The organism is Lysobacter gummosus, assembly GCF_001442805.1.
GTDB lineage: Bacteria > Pseudomonadota > Gammaproteobacteria > Xanthomonadales > Xanthomonadaceae > Lysobacter > Lysobacter gummosus.
Genome location: NZ_CP011131.1, coordinates 550543 through 574979 on the forward strand (window position 1 = coordinate 550543; position 24437 = coordinate 574979).

General features: G+C 67.7%; 20 protein-coding genes. 8 read left to right on the plus strand and 12 right to left on the minus strand.

The window, feature by feature from the left end; genetic code table 11:
- Positions 1-136: 136 nt before the first annotated feature.
- A complete protein-coding gene (locus tag LG3211_RS02190; protein WP_057941401.1) occupies positions 137-2131 on the minus strand; it encodes a S9 family peptidase in 1995 nt (664 codons plus the stop codon).
- Positions 2132-2347: 216 nt separating this feature from the next.
- Here LG3211_RS02190 and LG3211_RS02195 point away from each other — a divergent pair, with 216 nt between their 5' ends.
- Positions 2348-3484, plus strand: a complete 1137-nt coding sequence (locus LG3211_RS02195) for a dipeptidase (protein WP_057941402.1) — start codon at positions 2348-2350, stop codon at positions 3482-3484.
- Between the two features lie 66 nt (positions 3485-3550).
- Here the strand turns inward: LG3211_RS02195 and LG3211_RS02200 are convergent, their stop codons facing one another.
- From LG3211_RS02200 to rpsU, 6 genes are all read right to left on the minus strand, one after another.
- The gene (locus tag LG3211_RS02200; RefSeq protein ID WP_057941403.1) at positions 3551-4960 is read right to left on the minus strand and encodes a hypothetical protein; all 1410 of its coding nucleotides are present in this window, start codon (positions 4958-4960) and stop codon (positions 3551-3553) included.
- Positions 4961-5156: 196 nt separating this feature from the next.
- On the minus strand, positions 5157-6905 hold the full coding sequence (dnaG, locus tag LG3211_RS02205; protein ID WP_057941404.1) for a DNA primase: 1749 nt from the start codon (positions 6903-6905) through the stop codon (positions 5157-5159).
- Between the two features lie 331 nt (positions 6906-7236).
- Entirely contained in the window at positions 7237-8115 is an 879-nt protein-coding gene (locus tag LG3211_RS02210; protein WP_057945213.1) for a YihY/virulence factor BrkB family protein, read from the minus strand.
- 347 nt (positions 8116-8462) lie between these two features.
- A complete protein-coding gene (locus tag LG3211_RS27360) occupies positions 8463-8570 on the minus strand; it encodes an SEC-C metal-binding domain-containing protein (RefSeq protein ID WP_222837564.1) in 108 nt (35 codons plus the stop codon).
- 348 nt (positions 8571-8918) lie between these two features.
- Positions 8919-9365: a GatB/YqeY domain-containing protein gene (locus LG3211_RS02215; RefSeq protein ID WP_057941405.1), complete on the minus strand. Its 447-nt coding sequence runs from the start codon at positions 9363-9365 to the stop codon at positions 8919-8921.
- A gap of 208 nt (positions 9366-9573) precedes the next feature.
- The gene (rpsU, locus tag LG3211_RS02220) at positions 9574-9789 is read right to left on the minus strand and encodes a 30S ribosomal protein S21 (protein ID WP_031371286.1); all 216 of its coding nucleotides are present in this window, start codon (positions 9787-9789) and stop codon (positions 9574-9576) included.
- A 146-nt stretch (positions 9790-9935) separates the two neighbouring features.
- Between rpsU and tsaD the strand changes: the two genes are divergently transcribed.
- The 3 genes from tsaD to LG3211_RS02235 all read left to right on the plus strand — a co-directional run bounded on the left by tsaD (position 9936) and on the right by LG3211_RS02235 (position 12634).
- A complete protein-coding gene (tsaD, locus tag LG3211_RS02225) occupies positions 9936-10958 on the plus strand; it encodes a tRNA (adenosine(37)-N6)-threonylcarbamoyltransferase complex transferase subunit TsaD (protein WP_057941406.1) in 1023 nt (340 codons plus the stop codon).
- Positions 10959-11213: 255 nt separating this feature from the next.
- Complete coding sequence (folB, locus tag LG3211_RS02230; protein WP_057941407.1) at positions 11214-11564, plus strand: dihydroneopterin aldolase; 351 nt, start codon at positions 11214-11216, stop codon at positions 11562-11564.
- Positions 11565-11791: 227 nt separating this feature from the next.
- Entirely contained in the window at positions 11792-12634 is an 843-nt protein-coding gene (locus tag LG3211_RS02235; RefSeq protein WP_237049818.1) for a DUF6159 family protein, read from the plus strand.
- Positions 12635-12700: 66 nt separating this feature from the next.
- On the opposite strand, the gene LG3211_RS02240 is transcribed toward LG3211_RS02235, so the two are convergent.
- Complete coding sequence (locus tag LG3211_RS02240; RefSeq protein WP_057941408.1) at positions 12701-13561, minus strand: hypothetical protein; 861 nt, start codon at positions 13559-13561, stop codon at positions 12701-12703.
- Positions 13562-13730: 169 nt separating this feature from the next.
- On the opposite strand from LG3211_RS02240, the gene LG3211_RS02245 reads away from it, so the two are divergent.
- The 3 genes from LG3211_RS02245 (at position 13731) to LG3211_RS02255 (ending at position 18109) form a co-directional block, all read left to right on the plus strand.
- Positions 13731-14915 carry a class I SAM-dependent methyltransferase gene (locus tag LG3211_RS02245; protein WP_057941409.1) on the plus strand — a complete coding sequence of 395 codons (1185 nt, stop codon included), beginning with the start codon at positions 13731-13733 and terminating at the stop codon, positions 14913-14915.
- Positions 14912-15334, plus strand: a complete 423-nt coding sequence (locus tag LG3211_RS02250) for a VanZ family protein (RefSeq protein WP_057941410.1) — start codon at positions 14912-14914, stop codon at positions 15332-15334. Before LG3211_RS02245 ends, LG3211_RS02250 begins: the two co-directional genes overlap by 4 nt.
- Before the next feature lie 273 nt (positions 15335-15607).
- Positions 15608-18109, plus strand: coding sequence for a TonB-dependent receptor plug domain-containing protein (locus LG3211_RS02255; protein WP_057941411.1), 2502 nt, complete (start codon positions 15608-15610; stop codon positions 18107-18109).
- A gap of 370 nt (positions 18110-18479) precedes the next feature.
- On the opposite strand, the gene LG3211_RS02260 is transcribed toward LG3211_RS02255, so the two are convergent.
- The 4 genes from LG3211_RS02260 to LG3211_RS02275 form a co-directional block, all read right to left on the minus strand.
- Positions 18480-19724: a multifunctional CCA addition/repair protein gene (locus tag LG3211_RS02260; RefSeq protein WP_057941412.1), complete on the minus strand. Its 1245-nt coding sequence runs from the start codon at positions 19722-19724 to the stop codon at positions 18480-18482.
- Between the two features lie 37 nt (positions 19725-19761).
- Entirely contained in the window at positions 19762-20139 is a 378-nt protein-coding gene (locus LG3211_RS02265; protein ID WP_057941413.1) for a PH domain-containing protein, read from the minus strand.
- 94 nt (positions 20140-20233) lie between these two features.
- Positions 20234-21139 carry a complex I NDUFA9 subunit family protein gene (locus tag LG3211_RS02270; protein WP_057941414.1) on the minus strand — a complete coding sequence of 302 codons (906 nt, stop codon included), beginning with the start codon at positions 21137-21139 and terminating at the stop codon, positions 20234-20236.
- 10 nt (positions 21140-21149) lie between these two features.
- Positions 21150-23231, minus strand: a complete 2082-nt coding sequence (locus LG3211_RS02275; protein ID WP_083512837.1) for a lytic transglycosylase domain-containing protein — start codon at positions 23229-23231, stop codon at positions 21150-21152.
- A 240-nt stretch (positions 23232-23471) separates the two neighbouring features.
- Here LG3211_RS02275 and LG3211_RS02280 point away from each other — a divergent pair, with 240 nt between their 5' ends.
- Positions 23472-24269: a sulfite exporter TauE/SafE family protein gene (locus LG3211_RS02280; RefSeq protein WP_235111960.1), complete on the plus strand. Its 798-nt coding sequence runs from the start codon at positions 23472-23474 to the stop codon at positions 24267-24269.
- Positions 24270-24437: the final 168 nt, after the last annotated feature.

Consider the following 24437-nt stretch of genomic DNA (forward strand, 5'->3'; position numbering starts at 1 on the left):
TCGCCCCCTTTGCTAAAGGGGGCGCCGATTGCCACCGGCGGTGAAGCACCGCTACCCAACCAACCTCCCAGATCGATTCCTCCCTTTGAAAAAGGGGGGGCAGGGGGGATTTGCTTTTAACCAGCCGCCGCGAACCTCACTCCCCACCCATCAAATGCCGCTGCCAGAACTCCATCATCGCCGCACCGAAATAATCGGTATTGGCCTTCTTCTGGAACCCATGCCCCTCGTCGTTGAACATCAGGAACCAGACCGGCTGCCCGTTGGCCCGCACCGCCTTCACGATCTGCTCGGCCTCGGTGTACGGCACGCGCGGATCGTTCTTGCCCTGCGCCACGAACAAGGGCGAGGCGATCTTGCCGGCGTTCTTCAGCGGCGAAATCCGGTCGAACACCGCCTTCATTTCCGGAACGCGCTCATCGCCGTACTCGGCGCGGCGCAGATCGCGGCGATAGCTTTCGGTGTTGTTGAGGAAGGTGGTGAAGTCGGAAATGCCGACCACATCGACGCCGGCGCGGATGCGGTCGCTGTAATGGGTCAGCGAGGCCAGCACCATGTAGCCGCCGTAGCTGCCGCCGTACACGCCGACCCGCTGCCCATCGAGCTCGGGCTGCTGGCCCACCCAGTCGAGCAGCGCGCCGATGTCCTTGACCGAATCCTCGCGCTTTTCCGCGTTGTCCAGGCTCAGGTACGTGCGGCCGTAACCCGATGAACCGCGCACGTTCGGCACCAGCATCGCCACGCCGAGCTCGTTGGCCAGGAACTGCGCGGTGGCGTTGAAGCTGGGTTGCGACTGGCCCTCCGGGCCGCCGTGGATGTTGATCACCACCGGCAGCTTCGTGCCGGCCGGCACCTGCGCCGGCTTGTAGTAGAACGCCGGAATCGTGCGCCGCGCGCCGCCGTCCACGGTGTCGAAGGTCGGATAACGGATCAGGCTCGGGGTGACGAAGCGGGTCGAGTCCAGTCCGCCGACTTCGCTGCGGGTCCAGCGCGCCAACTTCGCGGAGGCCAGATCGATCACGTACAGATCGCTGGGCGAGGTCGCGGTGTTGATCGCCAGTGCGATGCGCTTGCCGTCGGGCGAGAAATCGGCGCGGCCGATCACCCCGACCGGCAACGCCGGCAGCTTGATCTCCTTGTGCTGCGGCAGCGACAGCACGTGCAGCTTGCCCACGCCGTCTTCGTTGCTGACGAACAGCAGATGCTTACCGTCTTCGGCCAGCGCCAGTTGATCCACGTCCCAGGGAATGTTCGCGCTGAGCACTTCGAACTTGCCGGTGGACGGCTCATGCCGGCGCAAGGTGCGGAACTCCTGCGGCTTGCCGTCCACCGGCTCGTCGGAGACGAAATACACCGCGCGGCCGTCGCGCGAGAAACGGAAATCGCTGATCGAGGCCTTGCCGCCATCGATCGGGAACATGCTCAGCTTGCCGCTGTCCAGATCGACCAGGCCCGGATACGACTCGCCGGCGGAGACGAACTTGATCACCAGCAACTGCTTGCCGTCGGGCGAGAAATCCTGCGCGCTCCAGGTGCCGCCGTCGGTGACCACCGCGCGCGCCTTGCGCGTGGCGAAGTCCATCACCCACACGTCGATGTCGCGGCCGTTGCGCGCGGTGCTGCTGTAGGCGAACTGCTTGCCGTCGTGCGAGAACAGCGGATTCTGGTTGCGCGCCTTGCCGTCGGTGAGCAGGCTGACCTGGCGCGTGGCCAGATCGAAGTAGTGCAGTTGCCAGAATTCGTTGCCGCCCACGTCCTTGCCGAACACGAAACCGTTGGCCGGCGCCGGCGCCACGGTCAGATTGTTGACCGGTTCGGGATAGAAGGTGAGCTGCTCGCGCATGCCCAGCGGCTGGCAGACGCGATGGGCCTGCGCGGTTTCGGCGAAGCGGGTGGCGATCAGCAGGCAGCCGTCGTGGGTCCAGCCGCCGAAGCTCGCGCCGCGGGTGTTCTGGTAGCGGTTGAGGCGTTCCAGCAACTCGGCAGGAATGGTCGGGACGTTCTCGCTGACCCGGTTGCCTTGTTCCTGGCGGACGACCTCGCTGCCGGTCTGAGCGGCGTCGCGGGCGTGAGCGGTGCCGGCGCAGGCCAGCGCCAGCGCGGTGAAAGTCAGGACGTGGCGCAGCGACATCGTCGTCTCCCCAGGGTGCGGTGACAGTGTCCGGCCGCAGCGCCGGCGCACGGACCTTGAGCTTAGCGCGCGCGGTGCGCGCCGATCTCCCCCGAAAGTCACGGCTTCGCAAGGCCGCTACGGGGCTTAGAGTGCGTTGACTGCATTCAGTGCGCCGCGATCGCGGCCGCGTCGCGCGACCGCCGCGGCGCAACGGTTTCATCCAGGGAGATATCGATGCTCGACCGAAGGACGTTCCTGATTCAAGGCGCGCTGGCCGGCGCCGGCGCGCTGGCCGGAGGCTGGGCCGCACCGCTGCGCGCGGCCGCGCCGCCGTCGCAATGGCCGCCGTATGCGCAGGCGATGGTGGTCGATGGCTGCGGCTTCATCGGCAGCGAGGACGCGCAACCCGGCGAAGCGCTGTCCAAGACGCTGATCGAAGACGCGCGCGCCAGCGGCCTGCGCGTGCTGCAGACCACGGTCGGCCCGGTCGCGCAGTACGAAGGCGCCTACGAGGCGGCGATGCGCGACATCGCCTATTGGGAAAACGAAATCGTCCTGCATCCGGACGTGTTCATGGCGGTGCGCACCGGCGCCGATCTGGAGCGCGCGCGGCGCGAGAACAAGATCGGCATGGTCTATCAGTTCCAGGACAGCGCGCCGATCGGAGAAAAACTCGAACGCATCGACGACTTCCAGCGCATGGGCCTGCGCACGGTGCAGCTGACCTACAACGTGCGAAATCTGGCCGGCGACGGCTGCATGGAGGCCGGCGACGCCGGCCTGAGCAAGTTCGGCCACAGCCTGATCGAGCGCCTCAACGAACGCCGCGTGCTGGTCGATCTGGCCCACAGCGGCCGCCGCACCGCGACCGAGGCGATCGCCGCCTCGAAAGCGCCGGTGCTGATCAGCCACACCGGCTGCGCGGCGCTGGTCGAGCGTCCGCGCAACAAGACCGACGCGGAAATGCGCGCGGTCGCCCAGGGCGGCGGCGTGGTCGGCATCTACCTGATGCCGTTCCTGCGCGAGAGCGGCCAGCCGATGGCGGCCGACGTGGTGCGGCATATCGAACACGCGCTGCAGGTCTGCGGCGAGGACCATGTCGGCATCGGCACCGACAACACCGTCTCGCCGGTCAAGCTCACCGAAAAATACAAGCGACTGCACGCCGAATCGATCCGCGAGCGCCGCACGCTCGGCATTTCCGCGCCGGGCGAAAGCGAGACCGTGTATCTGTTCGTCCCCGACCTCAATACGCCGCGCCGCTTCGAGATCATCGCCGCGCTGTTGTCGCAGCGCGGACACAGCGATGCGCGCATCGGCAAGGTGCTCGGCGGTAATTTCGCCCGGGTGATGGGCGAGGTGTGGGGTTGAGGAAGCGCTGGTAGATGCCCAACCGGACTCGCGCGCGATCGCGCGCGAGTCCGGCGGACATGCGCTTCAGTCGCGATGGGCGTTGACGACCCGGCTGGCGGCCGTGTCGTATTCCTTTTCCGCCGCGCCCTCGTACGGAGCATTGTTCTTTTCCCGCGGATAGGCCCGGTCGCGCAGCTCATCGCGCGCGTCCTTCCGACCGCTGGCGATATCCGCGGCCAGCGCATCGTCGGCGACGACATAGACGCCGTTGGCTGCGGCGCCGAACGCGCCGGCGGCGGGATTCACGGCTCCGAGCGCGCCGGCCGTGGTGGCGAACACGTTCTTCAGCAAATCGCCCTCGGCTTTGGCGTTGCTGGCTTCCTTGCTCATGCCGACCTCGATGGCGCCGACGAAATACCCGAGCGTCTGCGCATGGGGATAGTAGAGGGCCTTTCTCGAGTCGGCGACCGGCTCGGCGATGTAGTCGGCCGAATTCGTGCCCGCTACCGGACCGGTCTTCAGGCCTTCGATGATCTCGCGCAGGTCCAGCCCGCGATCCTGCGCGACCATCTCGCTGGTGTATGGGATCAGGCTGTTGCCGTTGCGGTCGAGCTTGCTTTCCAGTTCGGACATGATGCCGGAGGGATTCTTCTTCAGCAGGCCGGTCATCGCATCGGCGACCGCGCGCAGGTCGTTGCCCTGATCGACATAAGTCGATGGAAAGCTCACGTCCTCGCGCATCGTCTTGAGCTGTCCGGACGCGGCCTGGAACGTCTTGGCTTGTGCCGAGGCGTCACCGCTCTTGGCAGCGTTATCGAGAATGCGGGTCAGCAGGCGCGGATCGTAGTCGATGGCCACGCCGGAAGGCGCGCCGCGGGAGTTGAAATCGATGGCGGGCGAGCTGATCGTCATGCCCGCGGCGGTCTTCATCACCGCGGCCAACTGGTCGCTCCTGAGTCCGTCGATCGCCGCGCCGAACGCGGCCGGCGGCATGCTTGCCAGCACCTCGCCGACTGCGCGCGCCGCCGGGTTTTCCACTCCCAGGCTGGCATGGCCGGCGGAACTGTCGTTGCGCGGCGCCGATTGACCGGTGGTTTGCGGCGCCATCGCCTTGACGTAGTCCACGGCGGTGTTGGCGTCGGCATGCGAGGCCACGGCCTTGCCCAGGGCGATCACGTCTTCGGAACTCAAATGCCCGGAAAAATCCGCCAATTGCGCGCCGGTCAGCTTTCCCGCCAGCATATTGAACAAATCGGTCTTCTCGCCCGCCGACAATCCGCCGGTGCCGAACCAGCCGCCGCTGTTCATTTCCTCGACCCATTTGTCGAGCTTGCCGTGGGCTTTGAGCCCGTCGTAGACCTGACGCGCATCCTGGCTCGACAACTCGCGAAAGACGCCGTTGATGTCGCGCAATTCGGCGTGGGTGACGTCGTCGAGAAAGCCGCTGTCGTCGAGTTTGCCTTGAATGGTCCGGGTGGCTTCTTTTACGTCCATGCGTGCGCTCCTCGTCGGATCGGTCCGCGGCGGCGATCGCCGCGGCACCGTGCATGGAGTTCACGCTAGTGGCCCGAATGCAGGCTGTCTGCGGCTGCGCGCGGGTGTCGGCGCAGTTTTGGTGAATTGCCGAAAGCGGGCGAAGATTTTCCGATCCGCGGGGACAGAAAAATCGAAGCGCCCCCATATCGCGGCTTCAAGTCGGCGCGCGAGGAGAGCTCAGCCGCGCCTGCAGCAAGGTCAGCAGTTCGCGCTTGCCGGCGTCGTCGAGCCCGACTTCGCGTTGCTGCGCCTGCAACTCGTCCAGGCGCTGCACCACGGTCTGGGTTTCGAGTTGGCCGATCGCGTCGAGGAACTCGCGTTGCAGCGTTTCCTCGCCGCCGGGCAACGTCTGGCTGGCGAGTTTCTTCAGCGCGGCGGATTGTTCGTGTTCGGCGAAATGTTCCAGCAACGCGCCGGTGCTGATTTCCGGCCGCTGCTGCACCACATCGACGATTTCGATCAGCAGTTCGATGCCGGGTTGGCGCAAGGCGGCGAAACGGTAGGGCGGTTGCAGCACCGCGGCGAGCGAGGGCTTTTGCAGCAACACGCTGATCGCGCTGCGCACCAGCGAGCGCTTGGGCGTCGGCGCCGGACGCGAGCCCGAGTGCGCGCGCTGCGTCGGCACGTGCGTGTCCGGCGAGGACGCGCGCGCGCCGACGCCGGTCAGCTCGGTCAGGCGCTGCTTCATCAGGTCGCCGAAGGCGCCGTCGGGAATCTGCGCCAGCAGCGGCTTGGCGCGTTCGGCCAGCCGGCCCTTGCCTTCGAGCGTGTTCAAGTTGACGTCGGCGGCGAGCGAGTCGAACAGGAACTGCGACAGCGGCGTGGCTTCGCGCAGGCGGCGGTCGAACCCTTCCGCGCCTTCGTTGCGCACCAGCGAATCGGGGTCCTCGCCGTCGGGCAGGAACAGGAAGAAGGCCTGGCGGCCGTCCTTCATGCGCGGCAGCACCGACTCGACCGCCTTCCACGCCGCGCCGCGGCCGGCGCGGTCGCCGTCGAAACAGAAATAGACGTCGGCGGCGTTGCGGAACAGCAACTCGGCATGATCGGGCGTGGTCGCCGTGCCCAGCGTCGCCACCGCCGTATCCACGCCGTGCTGGAACAGCGCGACCACGTCCATGTAGCCCTCGACCACGATCAGCTTCGGAATCTTGTTGTGGGCCTGGCGCACCTGCCACAGGCCGTAGAGTTCGCGGCCTTTGTGGAACAGCGGGGTTTCCGGCGAGTTGAGGTATTTCGGCCCGTCTTCCTTGTCGAGCACGCGGCCGCCGAAAGCGATGACGCGGCCGCGGCGGTCGTGGATCGGGAACATGATCCGGTCGCGGAATTTGTCGTAGACGCGGCCGCTGTCGTTCTTGGAGAACAGGCCGGCGCGTTCGAGCAGTTTCATGCGCCGCTCGTCGGTGCCCAGCGCATCGCGCAGGCCGTTGAAGCCGTCCGGGGCGTAGCCGATGCCGAAGCGATCGCGGATGTCGATGCTGACGCCGCGGCTGTCCAGATAGCCCTGGGCCTTGCCGCTGATGGCGTATTGCTTGAGGAAGAAGCGCTGCGCGGCTTCGACCGCGACGTACAGGTCCGAGGTCTCGGAGTTTTCGTTGCGCGCGCGGGTGTCGCGCGGGACTTCCACGCCGACGCGCTTGGCCAGCTCATCGACCGCGTCGAGGAACTCGAGGCGCTCGTAGTTCATCAGGAAGCTGATCGCGGTGCCGTGCGCGCCGCAGCCGAAGCAGTGATAGAACTGCTTGGTCGGCGAGACCGTGAACGAGGGCGAGCGCTCGTCGTGGAACGGGCAGCGCGCGGAGTATTCCTTGCCCTGGCGTTTCAACGGCACGCGCGCGCCGATCACCTCGACGATGTCGGTGCGGGCGAGGAGGTCGTCGATGAAGCCGTCGGGGATGCGGGCCATGCCGGTGGCCGCCTGCGAGGGGCGGCGCGAACTCGTTGCGGATCGGCGACTAGGATGCCATGAGGCGGGGTGGATCGGCCGCGATGGCGGCTAAGAGCAAATCCCCCCTATCCTCCGGCCCGCAGGCACAGCCTGCGGGCGTTCAGTGCCGCGCGAACCTGCGGTTCGCAAGCGCGGCCCTTCACCCTTTTTCAAAGGGGGGCTCGATAGGTGGGAGCTCGGAGGTCGGAGGCGCGCGAGAATCGGTGCCCCCTTTGCAAAAGGGGGCGGCGCCCAACGTCCGACCGATGTCGCGCAAAACCCCAGCGCCGGGGATTTGCCCCAGCCGAAGCTACCCCTCCAGCCCCGCCGCACTGCGCTCCTGCGCCAAGCGCCGCCGCACCCGCGCATGCTCGTCCAGCATCGCCGTGATCAGCGCCCCGACCAGGAACACCACCGCGCAGTAGTACATCCACACCAACATGATCACCAGGCCGCCGGCCGGGCCATATGCCGTGCCCAGACTGGCCTGGCCCAGATACAGCCCGATCGCGCTGCGGCCGAGCATGAACATGCCGGAGGTCAGCGCGCCGCCGAACAAGGCGCGGCCCCGGCTGACCGGACGGTCCGGCAGCCAGCGGTACATCGCCGCGAACACCAGCGCATAAAGCAGGAACGACGCCACCGCGGCGAACACCGGCAGCAGGTCGGGTACATAGGCGATCAACAACTGCAGCGCCGCCTGCACCGCCATCGACACCACCAGCAGGAAGCCGACGCTGATGACCATGCCGAACGACAGCAGGCGCTTGCGCAGCCATGCCATCAACCCGCCCAGGCGCTTGGCGTCGCTGCGGAACACCCGGTTGAGCGCGGCCTGCAATTGCCCGAACACGGCCGAAGCGCCGACCAGCAGCGCGATGGTGCCCAGCAGCGCCGCGAGCGAGCCGGTGCCCGGGCGGTTCTCGGCATTGGCCACGATCAACCGCGCCGTGCTTTCGACCTGGCTGCCGGCCAGCAGACCGATCTGGCGGAAGAATTCCTCCTGCGCCGACGGGTAGAGCGCGGTGGTCAGCCACAGCACCATCAGGATCAGCGGCGCCAGCGACAGCAGGGTGTAGAACGACAGCGCCGCGGCCAGCGCCAGGATGTCGTAATCGACGAAGCGCTGCGCGAACTTGCCGGGCCAGCTCTGCTCCAGGCGGGCCTGCAGGGCGTGGATGCGCTGCATCGCGTCATGGGCGAATTCGGACGCGCCCGAGCCCGCGCGGCCGGCGTCCGCCGCCGGCGGATCGGAGCGTGGAGCGTCGTGATGCGCGGGCAGGGAATCCGGATTCGAAGGCATGCGGTACGAGCGTCGTCGCGGGGGTGACGCGTTCAGTATCCGCAAATCGGGTTAGCGATGCGTCGGCGATGTGTGCACAAACGTGCGACCGGGAGGCGCGATCGGCCCGGCGGATACGCAAAAGCCGGGACCAAGCCCCGGCTTTTGCGGCGATCGCGCCGTGGCGGCGAGATCGCGGGTATCGACGATTGCGCGCGATCAGTCCCTAAAAGTAGTCATCGCGCAGCGAGCCGTCATGGCGGCCGACGCGCAGACAACAATTCCTTGAACCTCCGCGCGGAGCCGCAGGGGCACGGATCGTTGCGGCCCAGCTTTTCGACCAGTTCCTTGTCGCCATGCACCAGCCGCCGGCCGCGCTTGACGCGGGTTTCCGACGGGTAGCCCTTGCGGCGTTTACGGGTGAGTTCGAGCGCGGGCGCGGCCTGGAAGGACGCGAGGTCGAAATCGGAGGGATCGGGTGCGACGGTTTCGACGGCTTCGGGCGTGTCCGCGGCAGCGGCCTGGAGCCCGGCGTCGGTCGTTTCGATCAGTGGATCAGGCAGCGGCCTGAAAGCAGACGGCGTTGGGGTTGCGGCGTTTCATGGAGCACCTCCGGTTGTGCGGCCCTTGCGGGCGGAGAACCCGGTCGCCGCCAGGCGGCGCCGGGGAATAACGAGGTCCGCCGCATCCGCCGGCGGACCGGGCCGGACTCAGCCGGCCAGACGCTTCTTGGTCAGCGCCGACACCTGGCCCATGTCGGCCTTGCCGGCCAGCTTGGCCTTGAGCGGGCCCATCAGCTTGCCCAGATCGGCCGGGCCGGTCGCGCCGACTTCGGCGATGGCCTGCTCGATCACGGCCAGGATCTCGGCCTCGCCCATCTTGGCCGGGATATAGCGCTCGATCACGACGATTTCGTCGCGCTCGATCTGGGCCAGATCCTCGCGCGCGGCCGCTTCGTACTGGCTGACCGAGTCGCGGCGCTGCTTGACCATCTTGTCGAGGATCGCGATCACCGCGGCGTCGTCGAGTTCGATGCGCTCATCGACTTCCTTCTGCTTGAGCGCCGCGTTCATCAGGCGGATCACGCCCAGGGTCTGCTTGTCGCCGCTCTTCATCGCGGCCTTCATGTCTTCGGTGAGGCGTTGTTTGAGGGTCATAGGGGCAGGGATTCGGGATTGGGGATTAGGGATTGAAGGGTGGGCGCAGGGGCGGAGGGCGGGTGCTGTTGCGAATCCCGAATCTCCAATCCCGACTCCCCGCTCTTCGCCACAAACGCAAAAAGCCGGCAGCGCCCGAGGCGCGGCCGGCTTGATGGTGGTTCCGCGACAGCCGGCAGGTTAGGCCTGGCGGACGCGGAACGCGCTATCAGTACAGGCGCTGACGCTTGGTGACGTCGCGCGAGGCGCGGCGCGCCTGACGCTTCACCGCAGCGGCGGCCTTGCGCTTGCGTTCCTGCGTCGGCTTTTCATAGAACTCGCGCTTGCGGGTTTCGGCCAGGACGCCGGCCTTCTCGCAGGTGCGCTTGAAACGGCGCAGGGCAAATTCGAAAGGCTCGTTTTCGCGGACTTTGACGCTGGGCATACGTAATCTCGTTAACGGGGACCGGCCCGGCAGACCGGGAGAGCCGCGCATTATAGCGATGCTCGTGCGGAAGGTGCAACATACACCTCCATGAACGCGACATTCTCCCAGAAACCGGCGGCCGATGCAGCCCGTCAGGCCCGCCCATGAAGGTTTTGGGCATCGAAACCAGCTGCGACGAGACCGGGGTGGCGGTGTACGACACCGATGCCGGTCTGCGCGCCCATGCGCTCTACAGCCAGATCGCCCTGCACGCCGAATACGGTGGGGTGGTGCCCGAGCTGGCCAGCCGCGACCACGTGCGCAAGCTGCTGCCGCTGATCCGCCAGACCCTGGCCGAGGCCGGCCTGGGCACCCACGACATCGACGGGGTGGCCTACACGGCCGGCCCGGGCCTGGTCGGCGCGCTGCTGGTCGGCGCCGGGGTCGCGCGCGCGCTGGCCTGGGCGCTGGAAGTGCCGGCGGTCGGCGTGCACCACATGGAAGGCCATCTGCTGGCGCCGCTGATGGAGGACGACCCGCTGGGCCGGCCCGAGCCGCCGTTCGTGGCCCTGCTGGTGTCCGGCGGGCATACCCAACTGGTCGCGGTGGACCGCATCGGCCAGTACCGCCTGCTCGGCGAGACCCTGGACGATGCCGCCGGCGAGGCCTTCGACAAGACCGCCAAGCTGATGGGCCTGCCGTACCCCGGCGGCCCGCAATTGGCGGCACAGGCCGAGCTTGGCACTCCCGGCCGCTACAAGTTCGCCCGGCCGATGACCGACCGGCCCGGCCTGGACTTCAGTTTCAGCGGCCTCAAGACCCAGGTGCTGCTGGCCTGGCAGAACAGCGACAAGACCGACCAGACCCGCGCCGACATCGCCCGCGCCTTCGAGGATGCGGTGGTGGACACGCTGGCGATCAAGTGCGAACGCGCGCTGGAAGCCTCCGGCTGCAAGACCCTGGTGGTCGCCGGCGGCGTCGGCGCGAACACGCGCCTGCGCGCCAGGCTGGCCGCGATGACGCAAAAGCGCGGCGGCCGGGTGGCGTTTCCGCGGCCGATGTTCTGCACCGACAACGGCGCGATGATCGCCTACGCCGGCGCGCTGCGCCTGCAGGCGGGGCAGCATGCCGATGCATCGGTGCGGGTGACGCCGCGGTGGGACATGGCCTTGCTCGATCCGGTGTAGTCGCGAGGTCTTTTGTGGGAGGGGCTTCAGCCCCGATGCTTTCCGCTGCGTGCTGGAAACAGTTGCATGGAGCCAAGCCCCGCGGCGACGTGAGAGAAAAGCATCGGGGCTGAAACCCCTCCCACAAAAGACCTCGGGGCTTAAGCCTCTTGTGCAAAAGACCTCGCGGCGGCGACGAAAACCGGCGTCGCGGGTAGCATGCTTTTCACTTCTTGCGCATCGCGTTGCCAATCCCTCATGCCGAATCCCGCCCCCATGGACCACGTCTTCATCGAAGGCCTCGAAATCGAAGCCGTGATCGGCATCTACGACTGGGAGCGGCGTATCCGCCAGCCGCTGGTGTTCGATCTGGAGATGGCTTTCGACAACCGCGTGCCCGCCGCCAGCGACGCGATCGGCGACACCCTCGATTACGCGGCGGTGTGCGAGCGCATCACCCGGTTCGTGGCGCAGTCCGAGTTCGGCCTGGTCGAAACCCTGGCCGAGCGTGTCGCCGCGATCGTGCTCGATGAGTTCAAGGTCGCCCGGGTGCGGCTCAAGCTCAGCAAGCCCGGCGCGATCCGCAATGCGCGCGGGGTCGGGGTGTGCATCGAGCGCAGTCGCTGAGGGCGGCGGCGGTCTGAGCGGAAAGCATCGGGGCTGAAGCCCCTCCCACAAAAGATTTCGGGGCTTCGCGTTCGGCTCGCAAATGCCTTTGTGGCAGGGGCTCGGGAACGCTTTTGTGGGAGGGGCTTCAGCCCCGATGCTCTCGGCTCCGATCGCCGCGCCAACCCCCGCCCAACATCACACCCTCTTGCGAATTCCCGTCACAGGTTTGACGATGCCCCGATCTTATGACCTGGGGGCAGGCGATGTTCGAGAAGATTTCCCGCAGCTGGGAGTTGGCCAAGGCCAGCGCCTCGGTGCTCAATTCGGATCGGGAGCTGTTGGTATTCCCGGTGGTGTCGGCGATCTGCGTGCTGGTGGTGCTGGCCACCTTCATGATCCCGGCGGTCGCCTTCAAGCTGTTCGCCGACGGTTACAGCGTCGGCTCGCTGGCGTTCGCGTTCGCGTTTTATTTCTGCCAGTACTTCGTGATCATCTTCTGCAACTGCGCGCTGGTCAGCGCGGCGATGATCCGGCTGGAAGGCGGCAATCCCACCGTCGCCGACGGTTTCAACGCCGCGCGTTCGCGCATTGGCGCGATCGCCGGCTACGCGGCCATCGCCGCCACCGTCGGCATGATCCTCAAGGCGCTCAAGGATCGCGACAACAACTTCATCGTGCGCCTGATCGGCGGCGCGCTCGGCGCGGCGTGGACGATGGCGACTTTCCTCGTCGTGCCGGTGCTGGTCGCGGAGAACGTCGGGCCGATGGATGCGCTCAAGCGCAGCGTGGCGATGTTCAAGCGCACCTGGGGCGAGAGCGCGGCCGGCATGGCCGGCATTGGCCTGGCCTGCTTCGTGGCGATGCTGGCGCTGGGCGCGGCCGGGTTCGGCCTGGCCTACGTGCTGAGCCTGGTGTCCTCGGCGCTGGCGGTGCTGATCGGCGCGGTGACGGTGCTGGCCTTGCTGGCGCTGGCGGTGTACCAGAGCGCGCTGGGCAGCGTGTATTCGGCCGCGCTGTACCGCTATGCGGTGGACGGCGAAGTGCCGCGCGGTTTCGAAGGCCTGGCGCTGGAAGCGCCGCGTCGCTGAGTCGCCGGCGGCAGTCATCGAACCGGTGTTGCGAGGCCGCCCACGGGCGGCCTTCGCTTTTGCGCCTCAGCGGCCGGCGGTGAGTTCGGCCACGTCGGCGTCTTCGTCGCTGCCGAAACCGACCGCGATCCGGTCCTGCTCGCCCGGCGCGTCGGCGATGAACCACACGTGCGCTGCATCGCCCACCCGCGGCACCGCCAATGGATCGAACAGGCCGGTCTTGGTCACCCAGCGCTCGGTGCCCAGATGGTCGGTGAACTTGACCACGAAGCGGATCCGCGGCTGGTTGTAGATCTCCACGCCGGTGTCGTGCAGTTCGGTGATCGTGCCCGGCACGCGCACGCCCTGGGTCAGGGCCTCGCGGGCGCGCCGCTCGCGCAGCGCGTGCTTGCGGTAGGCGCGCATCGCGCTCGCCGCCAGCGCCGCGGCGATCAGCAGCAACAGCGTCGGCATCCAGTATTGCGAGGTCCAGCCGGCCCAGGTCATGGCGTCCCAGGGCTGCACGGCGCCGTCGAGCGGATCGGTGAAACCCACTCGTTGCGGCGGCTGCCAGCGGTCGACGGCGCCGCGCCAGAAGCCCAATGCCATCCCGGTGAGGTTGGCGGCGAAGGTCGCCTGGGTGCCGGCCCACAGGCCGAACACCGAATCCAGCGCGGCATTGACGAAGAAGCTCAGGATCATGCCGCCGAACGCGCCGACGAACAGCATCCACAGCAGCGGCGGCGTGTCGCTGGGCGGCTGCTGGGCGGGCACGAGATAGGACGAGGTCAGCCCGTAGTTCATCGCATCGGTGATGCCGTAAGCCATCAGCCCCCATAAGCCGGCGCAGACCGCGACGAAGCTCCACAGCCGCAGGTGCGCCACGCGCATCGGGCCGGCTTCGATTTGTTGCCGGCGTCGCTCGGCGGCCGGATCGACGGTGCTCATGCGGACGGTTCCATGTCGGCGCTGGGGATGCGCGCGGCCATCTTGCACGCGATTGTTGAAAGTAAAGTGCAGCCGGAGTTAAACCCCGGGCAAAACCGCGGTTTTTAGTACCAAAGCGCTAGCCTGCTTTATCCTGGCGGCCTGCTCCTGACCTGCGTAACGCCGCCACGTGAATCCCTTCGATCTGCCGCCCCCCGACGCCGACGCCCTGGCCCACAGCGCGCGCCTGACCCAGCTGATCCGCGAACAGATCGCCGCCCACGGCGGCGCGATCGCGTTCTCGCGCTTCATGGAGCTGGCCTTGTACGCGCCGGGCCTGGGCTACTACAGCGCCGGCGCGAGCAAGTTCGGCGCCAGCGGCGATTTCGTCACCGCGCCGGAACTGGGGCCGATCTTCGCCGCCTGCGTGGCCGAGTCGGTGGCGCCGGTGCTGCAGCAGATCGGGCCGCAGGCGCGGCTGCTGGAACTGGGCGGCGGCACCGGCGCGTTCGCCGAGGTCGCGCTCAAGCGCCTGCTGGAACTGGACGCGCTGCCCGATCGCTACGCCATCCTGGAGCCGAGCGCGGAACTGCGCCATCGCCAGCGCGAACGCCTGCGCGAACGATTGGTGCCGCCGTTGTTCGATCTGCTGGAGTGGCCCGACGGCCCGTTCGGCGACGAGTGGGAAGGCGTGCTGTTCGCCAACGAGGTGATCGACGCGCTGCCGACGCCGCGCTTCGCCATCCACAACGACGAAGTGTTCGAAGAACACATCGTCATCGACGGCGAACGCTTCGCCCGCGAGTTGCGCCCGGCCGACGATTTTCTCGCCAACGCGGTGCGCCAGGCCGAACGCCGGCTGGAGCGGCGGTTCGAGGAAGGCTATCGCTCCGAATTGCTGCCGCAGCTGCCGTACTGGATTCAGGCCGTGTCCGGCGGCCTGCGCCGCGGCGCGATGCTGTTCGTCGATTACGGCTATGCGCGCTCGGAGTTCTATTCGCCCGATCGCAGCGACGGCACCTTGCGCGCGTTCTACCGCCATCGCATCCACGGCGATCCGTTGCTGTGGCCGGGACTGCAGGACCTGACCGCGTCGGTGGATTTCACCGCCCTGGCCGAGGCCGGATTGGCGGCGGGCTTCGATCTGGCCGGCTACTGCTCGCAGGCCAGCTTCCTGCTCGGCAACGGCCTGGCCGGGGTGCTGCAGCGGATCGAGGGCCTGCGCGACGAAGTCGAGAAGCAGCGCCGCATCAGCGAGGTCAAGAAGCTGACCCTGCCCAGCGAGATGGGTGAGCGCTTCCAGGTGATGGGGCTTGAGAAAGACGTCGAATTCGGCGTCGCCTTCATGGCCGGCGACCTGAGCTATCGCCTGTGAGCGCGGTGCCCGCGCGCGCGCTGCTGCGTCAGTTCGACCGACCGCTGCTGTGGTGCGCGTTGTGGCTGGCGATGATCGCGGTGGTGATCGCGACCTGCCTGCTGCCGGCGCACGATCTGCCGCCGCCGCCGTTTTCCAACTTCGACAAGATCGAACACTTCGGCGCCTACCTGGCGCTGTCGTCGTACGCGGGCATGTTGTTCGCGCGGCTGCGGCCGCAGGCGATCGCGGTGGCGGGCCTGATCGCGATGGGCGTGGGCCTGGAATTCGCCCAGGCCACGCTGACCGATTCGCGCAGCGGCGACGGGATCGATGCGCTGGCCAACAGCCTGGGCGCGCTGGCGGGCTTGTTCGTGGCGCGCACGCCGGTGGCGCTGTGGCTGCTGTGGGTGGATCGCCGGCTTTCGCGCAAACGCTGAGCCGGTCGGGCCGCGGGCGGGGAAAATCCGCCGCGCGGCCTGGGTAATTCGTGTGCCTGGCGGGCGGTCCATCGCGCCGGTCCCGGCCGCCCTGTTCAGTGACCGGTCGCCCATTCAGGCCTGAACCGGCCCTTAGCCGGTTCGTCGTTATAAGAAATCTGTCACAAAGCCATAGTCGGCACAGTCACGCGACGTATTGCGAAAAAGTTAAGAAATGGTGAGGCTCAGCCCGGGCCACGGGAGCCCACCTCACTTTCGCAAGGACAACGACTCATGCCCTCAGTGCACCGCAACCGTTTGGCGCTGGCCGTGGCCGCCGCCATGGCCGCCAGCGCCCTCGTTCCCGCTTATGCCCAGGACGCCGCTGCGCCGGCGCCGGCCACCCGCGAGGCGACGACGCTCGATGCGGTCCAGGTGACCGGTTCGCGCGCGCGCGGCCGCGCCGCCGAGGACACCGCGGCGCCGGTGGACGTGATCGGCAAGGAAGAACTGACCTCGACCGGCGCGACCGAGATCGGCCAGATCCTGCAGATGCTGGAACCCTCGTTCAACTTCTCGCGCACCTTCGTCAGCGACGGCACCGACATCCTGCGTCCGGCGACGCTGCGCTCGCTCGGCCCCGATCAGGTGCTGGTGCTGGTCAACGGCAAGCGCCGCCATCAGCAGGCGCTGGTGAACGTGCAGCAGACCATCGGCCGCGGTTCGGCCGGCACCGACATCAACGCGATCCCGCTGTCGGCGATCGAGCGCATCGAAGTGCTGCGCGACGGCGCCGCGGCGCAGTACGGCTCGGACGCGATCTCCGGCGTGATCAACATCATCCTCAAGAAGCAGACCGAGGAAACCCAGCTGTCGTTCCAGGCCGGCAAGTACTACGCCGGCGACGGCGCCAACTACCAGGGCTCGGTCAACACCGGCGTCAAGCTCGGCGACGACGGCGGCTTCCTCAATCTGTCCCTGGAATACCGCGACCGCGCCGAGACCAACCGCGCCGGCCCCGATAGCCTGCGCGTGAGCCCGCCGCGGGTGACCCAGCGCCTGGGCGACGCCGACGCCACCGACGCCTATTTCTGGTTCAACGGCGGCCTGCCGGTGGGCAAGGGCGAGCTGTACTGGTTCGGCGGCCTGTCCAAGCGCAAGGGCGACTCCTCGGGCTTCTTCCGCAGCCCGGGCGACAACCGCACGGTGCCGGCGCTGTATCCGAACGGCTTCCTGCCGAACATCCTGACCAAGGTCGATGACACCTCGCTGGCGGTCGGCTACAAGGCGCCGATCAACGACAACTGGGATTGGGATATCTCGATCAATCGCGGCCGCAACAAGTTCGGCTTCGAGGAAAGCAATTCGGTCAACGTCAGCTGGTGGTACGAGCCCAAGCCCGGCGGCGGCATCTACGCGCAATCGCCGACCAAGGCCGACACCGGCACCCTGCAGGCCGATCAGACCACCTTCAACCTGGATTTCCGCGGCACCCTGCAGGGCTTCAACAGCCATCCCCTGTACCTGGGCACCGGCGTGGAATACCGCAAGGACGAGTACAAGATCACCCCCGGCGCGCCGGTGACCTACACCTACGGCCGCAACAACGACCGCTCGATCCCGATCCTGGGCCAGGCCGGCGAGACCGCGCAGCCGGGCATGCAGGGCTTCCCCGGCTTCTCGCCGAACGAAGCGGTGGACGACGGCCGCCACAACTACGCGGTGTACCTGGACGCGGAAACCAACCTGACCGATCGCTTCCTGCTCGGCGGCGCGGTGCGTTACGAGGACTACTCCGACTTCGGCAACACCACCACCGGCAAGCTGTCGGCGCGCTTCGACGCGACCGAGCAGTTCGCGATCCGCGGCACCGTGTCCACCGGCTTCCGCGCGCCGGGCGTGCAGCAGCTGTTCTACAGCCAGCGCTCGACCAACCTCAATGCCGCGGGCGTGCTGACCGACACTCTGACCGCGCGTCAGGACAGCGCGGTGACGCGCGCGTTCGGCATCGAGCCGTTGAAGGAAGAAACCTCCAAGAGCGGATCGATCGGCTTCGTGCTCAAGCCCAACGATCGCTTCTCGGTGACCTTGGACGTGTTCCGCATCGACATCGACGACCGCATCATCTTCTCCAGCAACATCCAGCCCGAGAGCGTCGGCAATAACGGCCAGCCGTGCGCGCCGGGCAACGGCAACTGCCCGATCCGCGCGATCCTCGATCCGATCGGCGTGGGCCAGGTGTTGTTCTTCACCAACGCCATCGACACCCGGACCACCGGCATCGACCTGGTCGCCAACCACAACACCGAGTTCGCCGGCGGTTCGAAGTTGAACCTGACCGCGCTGGTGCACTTCAACAAGACCGAAGTGAAGGACCGCCGCTCGCAGTCGGCGATCCTGCCGCCGAACGTGTTGTTCGACGACACCCAGGTGACCTTGATCGAGAAGGGTCAGCCGCGTCAGCACCACGTGCTGCAGGGCGTGTACGAAATCAACAAGTGGGAATGGACCGCGCGCGCCAACTACTACGGCCCGGTGACCGGCGAAGGCTTCACCCCGGGCGTCAAGCAGACCTGGAGCGGCAAGTGGCTGGCCGACCTGGCGGTGCGCTACAAGTTCACCGACAAGCTCAGCGTGTCGGTGGGCGGCAACAACATCTTCGACACCTACCCGGACAAGTGGGACCCGAACACCGGCGCGCCGTTCCCCCAACTGGGCTTCAAGTACGGTTGGGAAACTCTTCCGTTCGGCATGAACGGCGGCAGCTACTACGCCCGGATCGATTATCGGTTCTGAGTTTGGGTGCCGATGCCAGGGCGACGATGCGAGTCGTTGCCTGATGGGTCAAGGAACCGCCGCGCGAAATTCGCGCGGCGGTTTTTTTTTGGGCGCCGGCGAAGTCGAATAACCAGAGAGTTCAGCGCCATCCTCCCAGGTCGTCGTTCCCGCGAAGGCGGGAATCCAGAGACTTCAGCGTCATCCCTCCAGAACGTCATTCCCGCGAAGGCGGGAATCCAGAGACTTCAGCGTCATCCTTCTAGGCCGTCATTCCCGCGAACGCGGGAATCCAGGGCCTTTCGTGCGAGAACGTTTGAAGTCTCTGGATTCCCGCCTTCGCGGGAATGACGAGCAAAAAAATCGCGGAGCAAGAATCCCGAATCCCGAATCACTCTGCCCCATCACCCGCAGCATTCCTCTTGACCACCGCAATCGCCTCGATCCGCGCCCGCCGCATCGCCTCGCCCACCGCCGGCCCGCTCAACCCAGGCTTCAGATCGCTCGCCCGCACCTTCAGCGCCGCATGCAAGGCCGCCCGCAACGACGCGCCTTGCGGATAGTCGTTGTCCTCCAACCCCAACCGGCCCCGCTTGTCGGCCTCGCACACCACCGTCATCTGCTCGATCCGCTTCGGGTTACGAAACCCGTCGCAACGCGCGATCAACTCGTACACCGACCGCGGCCGCATCTCATCGAGGCGATGCACGTTGAGGTGCTCGCGACAGGCCGCCTCGGCCAGCAGGCGATGGTCGGTGGGCACTTTCAGCCGCGCGCACAACTGCGCCAGCGGTTCCAGCCCGGCGCGTTCGTGGTTGTGATGGCGCGGCAGGATATCCGCCGGCGTCAGCGCCTTGCCCAGGTCGTGGGTCAGCGCGGCGAAGCCGATCAGGTCGTCGCCGGGCGCAAGCTTCGCGGCCTGATCGACCACCATCTCGGTATGCACGCCGGTATCGACTTCGGGGTGGTACTCCGGCCGTTGCGGCACGCCGTACAGCGCATCGACTTCCGGCAGCACGACTTGCAGCGCGCCGGCGTCGTGCAAGGTGCGCAGGAACGCCGACGGCGTGGCGCAGGTCAGCGCGCGGCGCAGTTCCTGCCACACGCGCTCGGCGACCAGATCGGCCAGTTCGCCGGATTCGGCCATCTGCCGCATCAGCGCCATGGTTTCCGCAGCGACGGTGAACCCCTGCGACTTGAAGCGCGCCATGAAACGGCCGGCGCGCAGCACGCGCAGCGGATCTTCCACGAAGGCCGGGCCGACATGGCGCAGCACCCGCGCCTGCAGGTCGCGCGCGCCGCCGTAGGGATCGACCAGACGGCCGTCGCTTTCGTCGCGGGCGATGGCGTTGATGGTGAAATCGCGACGGCCCAGATCGTCTTCCAGCGTCACCGACGGATCGGCATCGACCACGAAGCCGCGATAGCCGCGGCCGGATTTGCGTTCGGTGCGCGCCAGCGCGTACTCCTCGCCGTTGTCCGGGTGCAAAAACACGGGAAAATCCTTACCCACGGCCTTGTAGCCGGCGGCGAGCATCGCCTCGGGCGTTTGTCCGACGACCACGTAATCGCGATCGCCGGCCGGCAGGCCGAGTAGAGAATCACGCACCGCGCCGCCGACCAAGTACACCTTCATCCTTGCTTTCCTCGAATACTGTTGCGATGCGCGCTCACTAGCGCGGCGAGTTCTGCGCCAACAGCGCAATGATGTCCTCCGAACCCGCGCTGCGGCCCAGATGGCGCACGATCGGATTGGGCTGGCCCGACACCCACAGGCGCAGCTCCGATTCCAGATCGAAATGGCCGGCGGTTTCGAGCGAGAACATCACGATGCTGCGGTAGGGCAGGCTGAGGAATTCGGTCTTGCGGCCGGTCACGCCCTGCTTGTCGACCAGGATCAGGCGGCGGTCGGTGAACACGATCAGATCGCGGATTTCGCCGAACGCGCGCTGCACGGTTTCGCCCGCGGCGAGCAGCGGGCCGAAGTCTTCGTTGACCTTGTCGGTGGATTTTTCGCCGGCGTGGCCGAGGAGGGTGTCGAGCAGTCCCATGGGATGTCCTTGTCGCGTGGAGTCGGTTCGCATCCTAGCGCGTGGACCGGCAGGTGAGTTTGAGTCGGCGGCAACGAAACCGCCCGCCCGGGGCTTAGCGCGCGCCGATCCCAAGAATTTCCGGCAAATGCGCCAACACCGGCGTCGGCGTCACGCCGAGCTTGAGCAGGCCATTTTCGACACTGGTCGAATCGGTCTGCAGCGAACGCCAGTTGTCGCGGCTGATCGGTTTGCCGGGCAGGAATTCGCCGATATCGGCCTGCAGCTTGCCCAGCGCGTCCGGCAGCGGCAGCACCGCGCGCACGCGGCCACGGGCGCGGGCGCCGGCGCGCACGATCTCGGCCAGCGTCATCACGTCCGGCCCGACCAGGTTGTAGCTGCGCGCGATATGGCTGTCGTCGTTCAAGGCGTTGACGAAGGCCTGGGTGACATCGCCGATCCACACCGGCTGGAAGCGCGCGTTGGCGCGGCCCATCGGCAGCAGCGGCGCGTAGCGCAGTAGCGAATCGAAGCGGCAGAACAGGCCGTCGCCGGGACCGGCGATCACCGAAGGCCGGAACAGCGTCCACGCCAGCTTGCTGGCGCGCACGCGCTGCTCGGCGCGGCCGCGCGATTCCAGGTAATGGCTGTGGCCGGTGCCGGCGTTGAGCGCGCTCATCTGCAGCAGCCGCGCCACGCCCATGTCGCGCATGGCTTCAATCAGCGCTTCGAGCAGTTCCACGTAGACGTGTTCGAAGCCGGCGCCGCTGTCGCCCTGCTCGTTGAGGATGCCGACCAGATTGACCACGGCGTCGACATCGTCGAGCACCGCGCGCAGGAAATCCGGATTGCCGACATCGCCTTCGATGATGCTGGCGTCGCGCGAAAGCAGCTTCTTCTTGTGCGGGTCCACCCCGCGGCTGAGCACGGTGATGCGGCAGTGCTCGCGCAGCAGGTGTTCGACGAGGTGGCGGCCGACGAATCCGGTGCCGCCCAGGATCAGGACATGACGACGGGCCATCGCGCGCGGCTCACTCGGTTTCGGCGGGCAGCGGCGTCGCGGCGGACGCGGCGGACGCGGCGGCGGCCGGGCAGACGAAGGATTTGCGCTGGGTGTTGGTCACCCCGCGCAGACGATCGCTGACGTTGAGCGCGTCGCCGTTGAGCCGCCAGTCGTAGAGCACGCTGAAAGCCAGCACGCGCGCGACGTACTCGCGGGTTTCCTTGTAGCTGATGGTCTCGATCCAGAAGTCCGCGTCCATGCCCGGGCGCTGCGACTGCCAGCGCGCCAGCGGCGCCGGCCCGGCGTTGTAGCCGGCCATGGCGAAATACGGCTGGCCGCCGTACTTGTCGAGCAACTGGCGCAGGTACGCGGTGCCCAGAATGATGTTGGTGTCCGAGTCGTACAGGCTGGCGGCGCCGCCCCAGGGCAGGCCCAGGCTCTTGGCGACCTGGGCGCCGGTGCCGGGCAGCACCTGCATCAGGCCCATGGCGTTGGCGCCGGAGCGCGCGGTCGGATTGAATATGCTTTCGGCGCGGATTTCGGCGGCGACCCAGGCTGGGTCGATGCCGTTGTTGAGCGACTCGCGCCGGATCGTCTCGCCGTGGTGCAGCGGGAAGCGCAGGTAGTACAGGCGCTGTTCCTGCGGCGTCTTGTTGAGCGAGAACACCGCGCGGTCGAACCAGTTGTAGCTTTGCGCCACTTCGATGGCGATGCGGCGCTGGCTGTCGTCGAAGCGGGTCAGCGCGTCGTCCCACTCGCGGATCGCCCAGCCGGTGCGTTCGATCTGGAACAGGCCCATCGCCCGCATCAGCGCCGGATCGCGCGCGATCGCGGCCTTGGCCGCGGCGCTGTCGGTGGGCTGGATCGGGCACAGGGTGTACGGCGCGCCGAGCCGGTCGGCCGACATGAAACCGTGGAAATCCGCGTTCTTGGCCGATTCGCGATACAGCCTGGCGGCGCCGGCCTTGTCGCCGGCGCGTTCGCTCAGGCGCGCTTCGAAATATTCCCAGCGCGATTCGCCGCGCTGCTTGGGCCCCATCTTGCGGATCGCGGCGAGCGCGGCGGCCCAGTCCGAACGCGACATGGCTTCGCGCGCGCGCCACTCGTGCAGGCGTTCGTCATAGGACACCTCCGGCACGGCGTTGAGGCGGCGCGCGGATTGCGCGTCATAGGAGGCGACCGACCACAGCGCGGCCTGATACAGCACGCGGCCGCGGTCTTCGTCGGTGAAGCCCAGTGCGCTGGCGTACTTGGGCAATTGCGCTTCGGCGCTGGCCGGTTGCGACTTGGCCAGCTTGGCCAGGCCGTAGGAGGCGATCTTGCGGCTGCGCTCGGTCTTGGGCCAAGCGAGTGCGCGTTCATTCACGTTATCCAAAAAAGCCGCGTAGTCGTTGGCTTGCGCCAACTGATCCGCAGGCAAGCCGCGCGCGGCCGCCCGCATCACCGCCGGCTGCCACTCCGCCGCCGCCGCATCGATGCGTTCCCAACGCAGCTCCGGGCTCAACCCGCCCTGCGCGGCGAGCACCGCGAACGGCGCATCGCAGCTGTCGGGCAGGGACTTGCCGCTGCTGCGCCAGATCGCCTGCGCATCGCGGGTCCATTGCGCATCGGCCTTGCCCAGCGCCTGACGTGCGTTCAATTCGGCGCAGCGCAGGCTCACGCTGCGCTCCTTGCCGGCGCCGCTCTTGGGCGTCCATGCCGCGGTGAAGGCGGCCCAGTCTTCGCGGCGCGCGGTCGCGGCCAGCCAGATGTCGCGGAACGCATCGCCGGAGGCCTGGTTGCCGCGGCGGCTCAGAAAATCCTGCGCCTGGCCGTTGTTGACCGTGTCGATGCCGCGGCGCAGGGCCGCGTACTCGACCCAGCCGTACAGGGGATGGCGCGCGATGTCGGCGTATTGGGCCGCGTCGAACGGGCCGCGTTCGGCCGCTTCGATCGCCGCGCGCACGCGCGGCAACTGGGTATCGACCGCGGGCGCCGGCAGCGCGTTGCGAATCGCCGCGGGCTTGACCGCGGGTAGGGCCGGCGCCGCCGCCGTGGTCTGCGCGCAGGCGCTGGTGGCGAGGGTCGCGGCGAGCGCGGCGAACAGCAGGGAGTAGGGGCGCGGAAGCATCGCCGGACTATAGCCGAGCATGCATGAATGTCTTATATGAACGAGCGGTGCATGCGCGCGGAATGCAAACGCTGTCGCGAACATCGCCCGATGCCGGCAGGGGCGAGCGGCGCGCGCGAATCGATGAAGGGGCCTTCGCGATGTCGCCGCCCGCGCCGCGCCTGCTTCGCACAATCGCGCCATCGAGGTCGCATGTCGCGCGCGGGGCATGCAGAATCGGCCGATCATCGGAGCAAACGCATGGCGATCTGGTTGGTGTTCCTCGTCCTCGGCGCGATCGCCGGCATCCTGGCCGGCCTGCTCGGCGTCGGCGGCGGTCTGGTGCTGGTCGCGGCGCTGGCCTGGATCGCGCCGGCCTTCGGCATTCCCAAGGAAGCGGCGATGCACACCGCGCTGGCCAGTTCGCTGGCCAGCATCGTGCTGACCGCGACCGCCTCGGCGCGCGCGCACGCCCAGCGCGGCAGCGTGCTGTGGCCGACGGTGCGCTGGATGGTGCCGGGGCTGCTGCTCGGCGGTTGGCTCGGCAGCTTCGTCGCGGTGCGCATCGACGGCGAATGGCTGCGCCTGATCGTGTCCGGCTATTGCTTCATCGCCGCCGCGCAGCTGTTGTTCGGCAAGAACCGCGCCGCGCTCGGCGCCGATGCGCCGGCGCCGCAGGGAACGCCGCTGACCGCGGCCGGCATCGGCATCGGCGCGGTGTCGGCGGTGGTCGGCATCGGCGGCGGCAGCATGACCGTGCCGCTGCTGGTATGGCGCGGCGTGGCGCCGGTGCGGGCGGTCGGCACGTCATCGGCCTGCGGCGTGGCGATCGGCCTGGCCAGCGCGATCGGCTACGCCTTCAACGCGCCGCCGGGCGCGTTGCCGCATTACGCGATCGGCTACGTCTACCTGCCGGCGGCGATCGGCGTGGCCATCGCCTCGGTCATCGCCGCGCCCTACGGCACGCGGCTGGCGCACAAGTTGCACGGCGATACCTTGAAGCGGGTGTTCGCCGGTTTCCTGATCCTGGTCGCGGTGAGTCTGCTGCTGGGCGGCTGAGTCGCGCGGATCGGGCTCCGCAGTCGCGGCTGCAGCGCTCCCCCTCACCCCGGCCCTCTCCCGCCGAGCGGGAGAGGGGAAGCAGGAGAGGGAATGAGACTCCCATCGCGTTCCGTGGCCATGCCGCCGCCGCATCCCCGCCACGCCTGAACAGGCGTTCCGACCTTG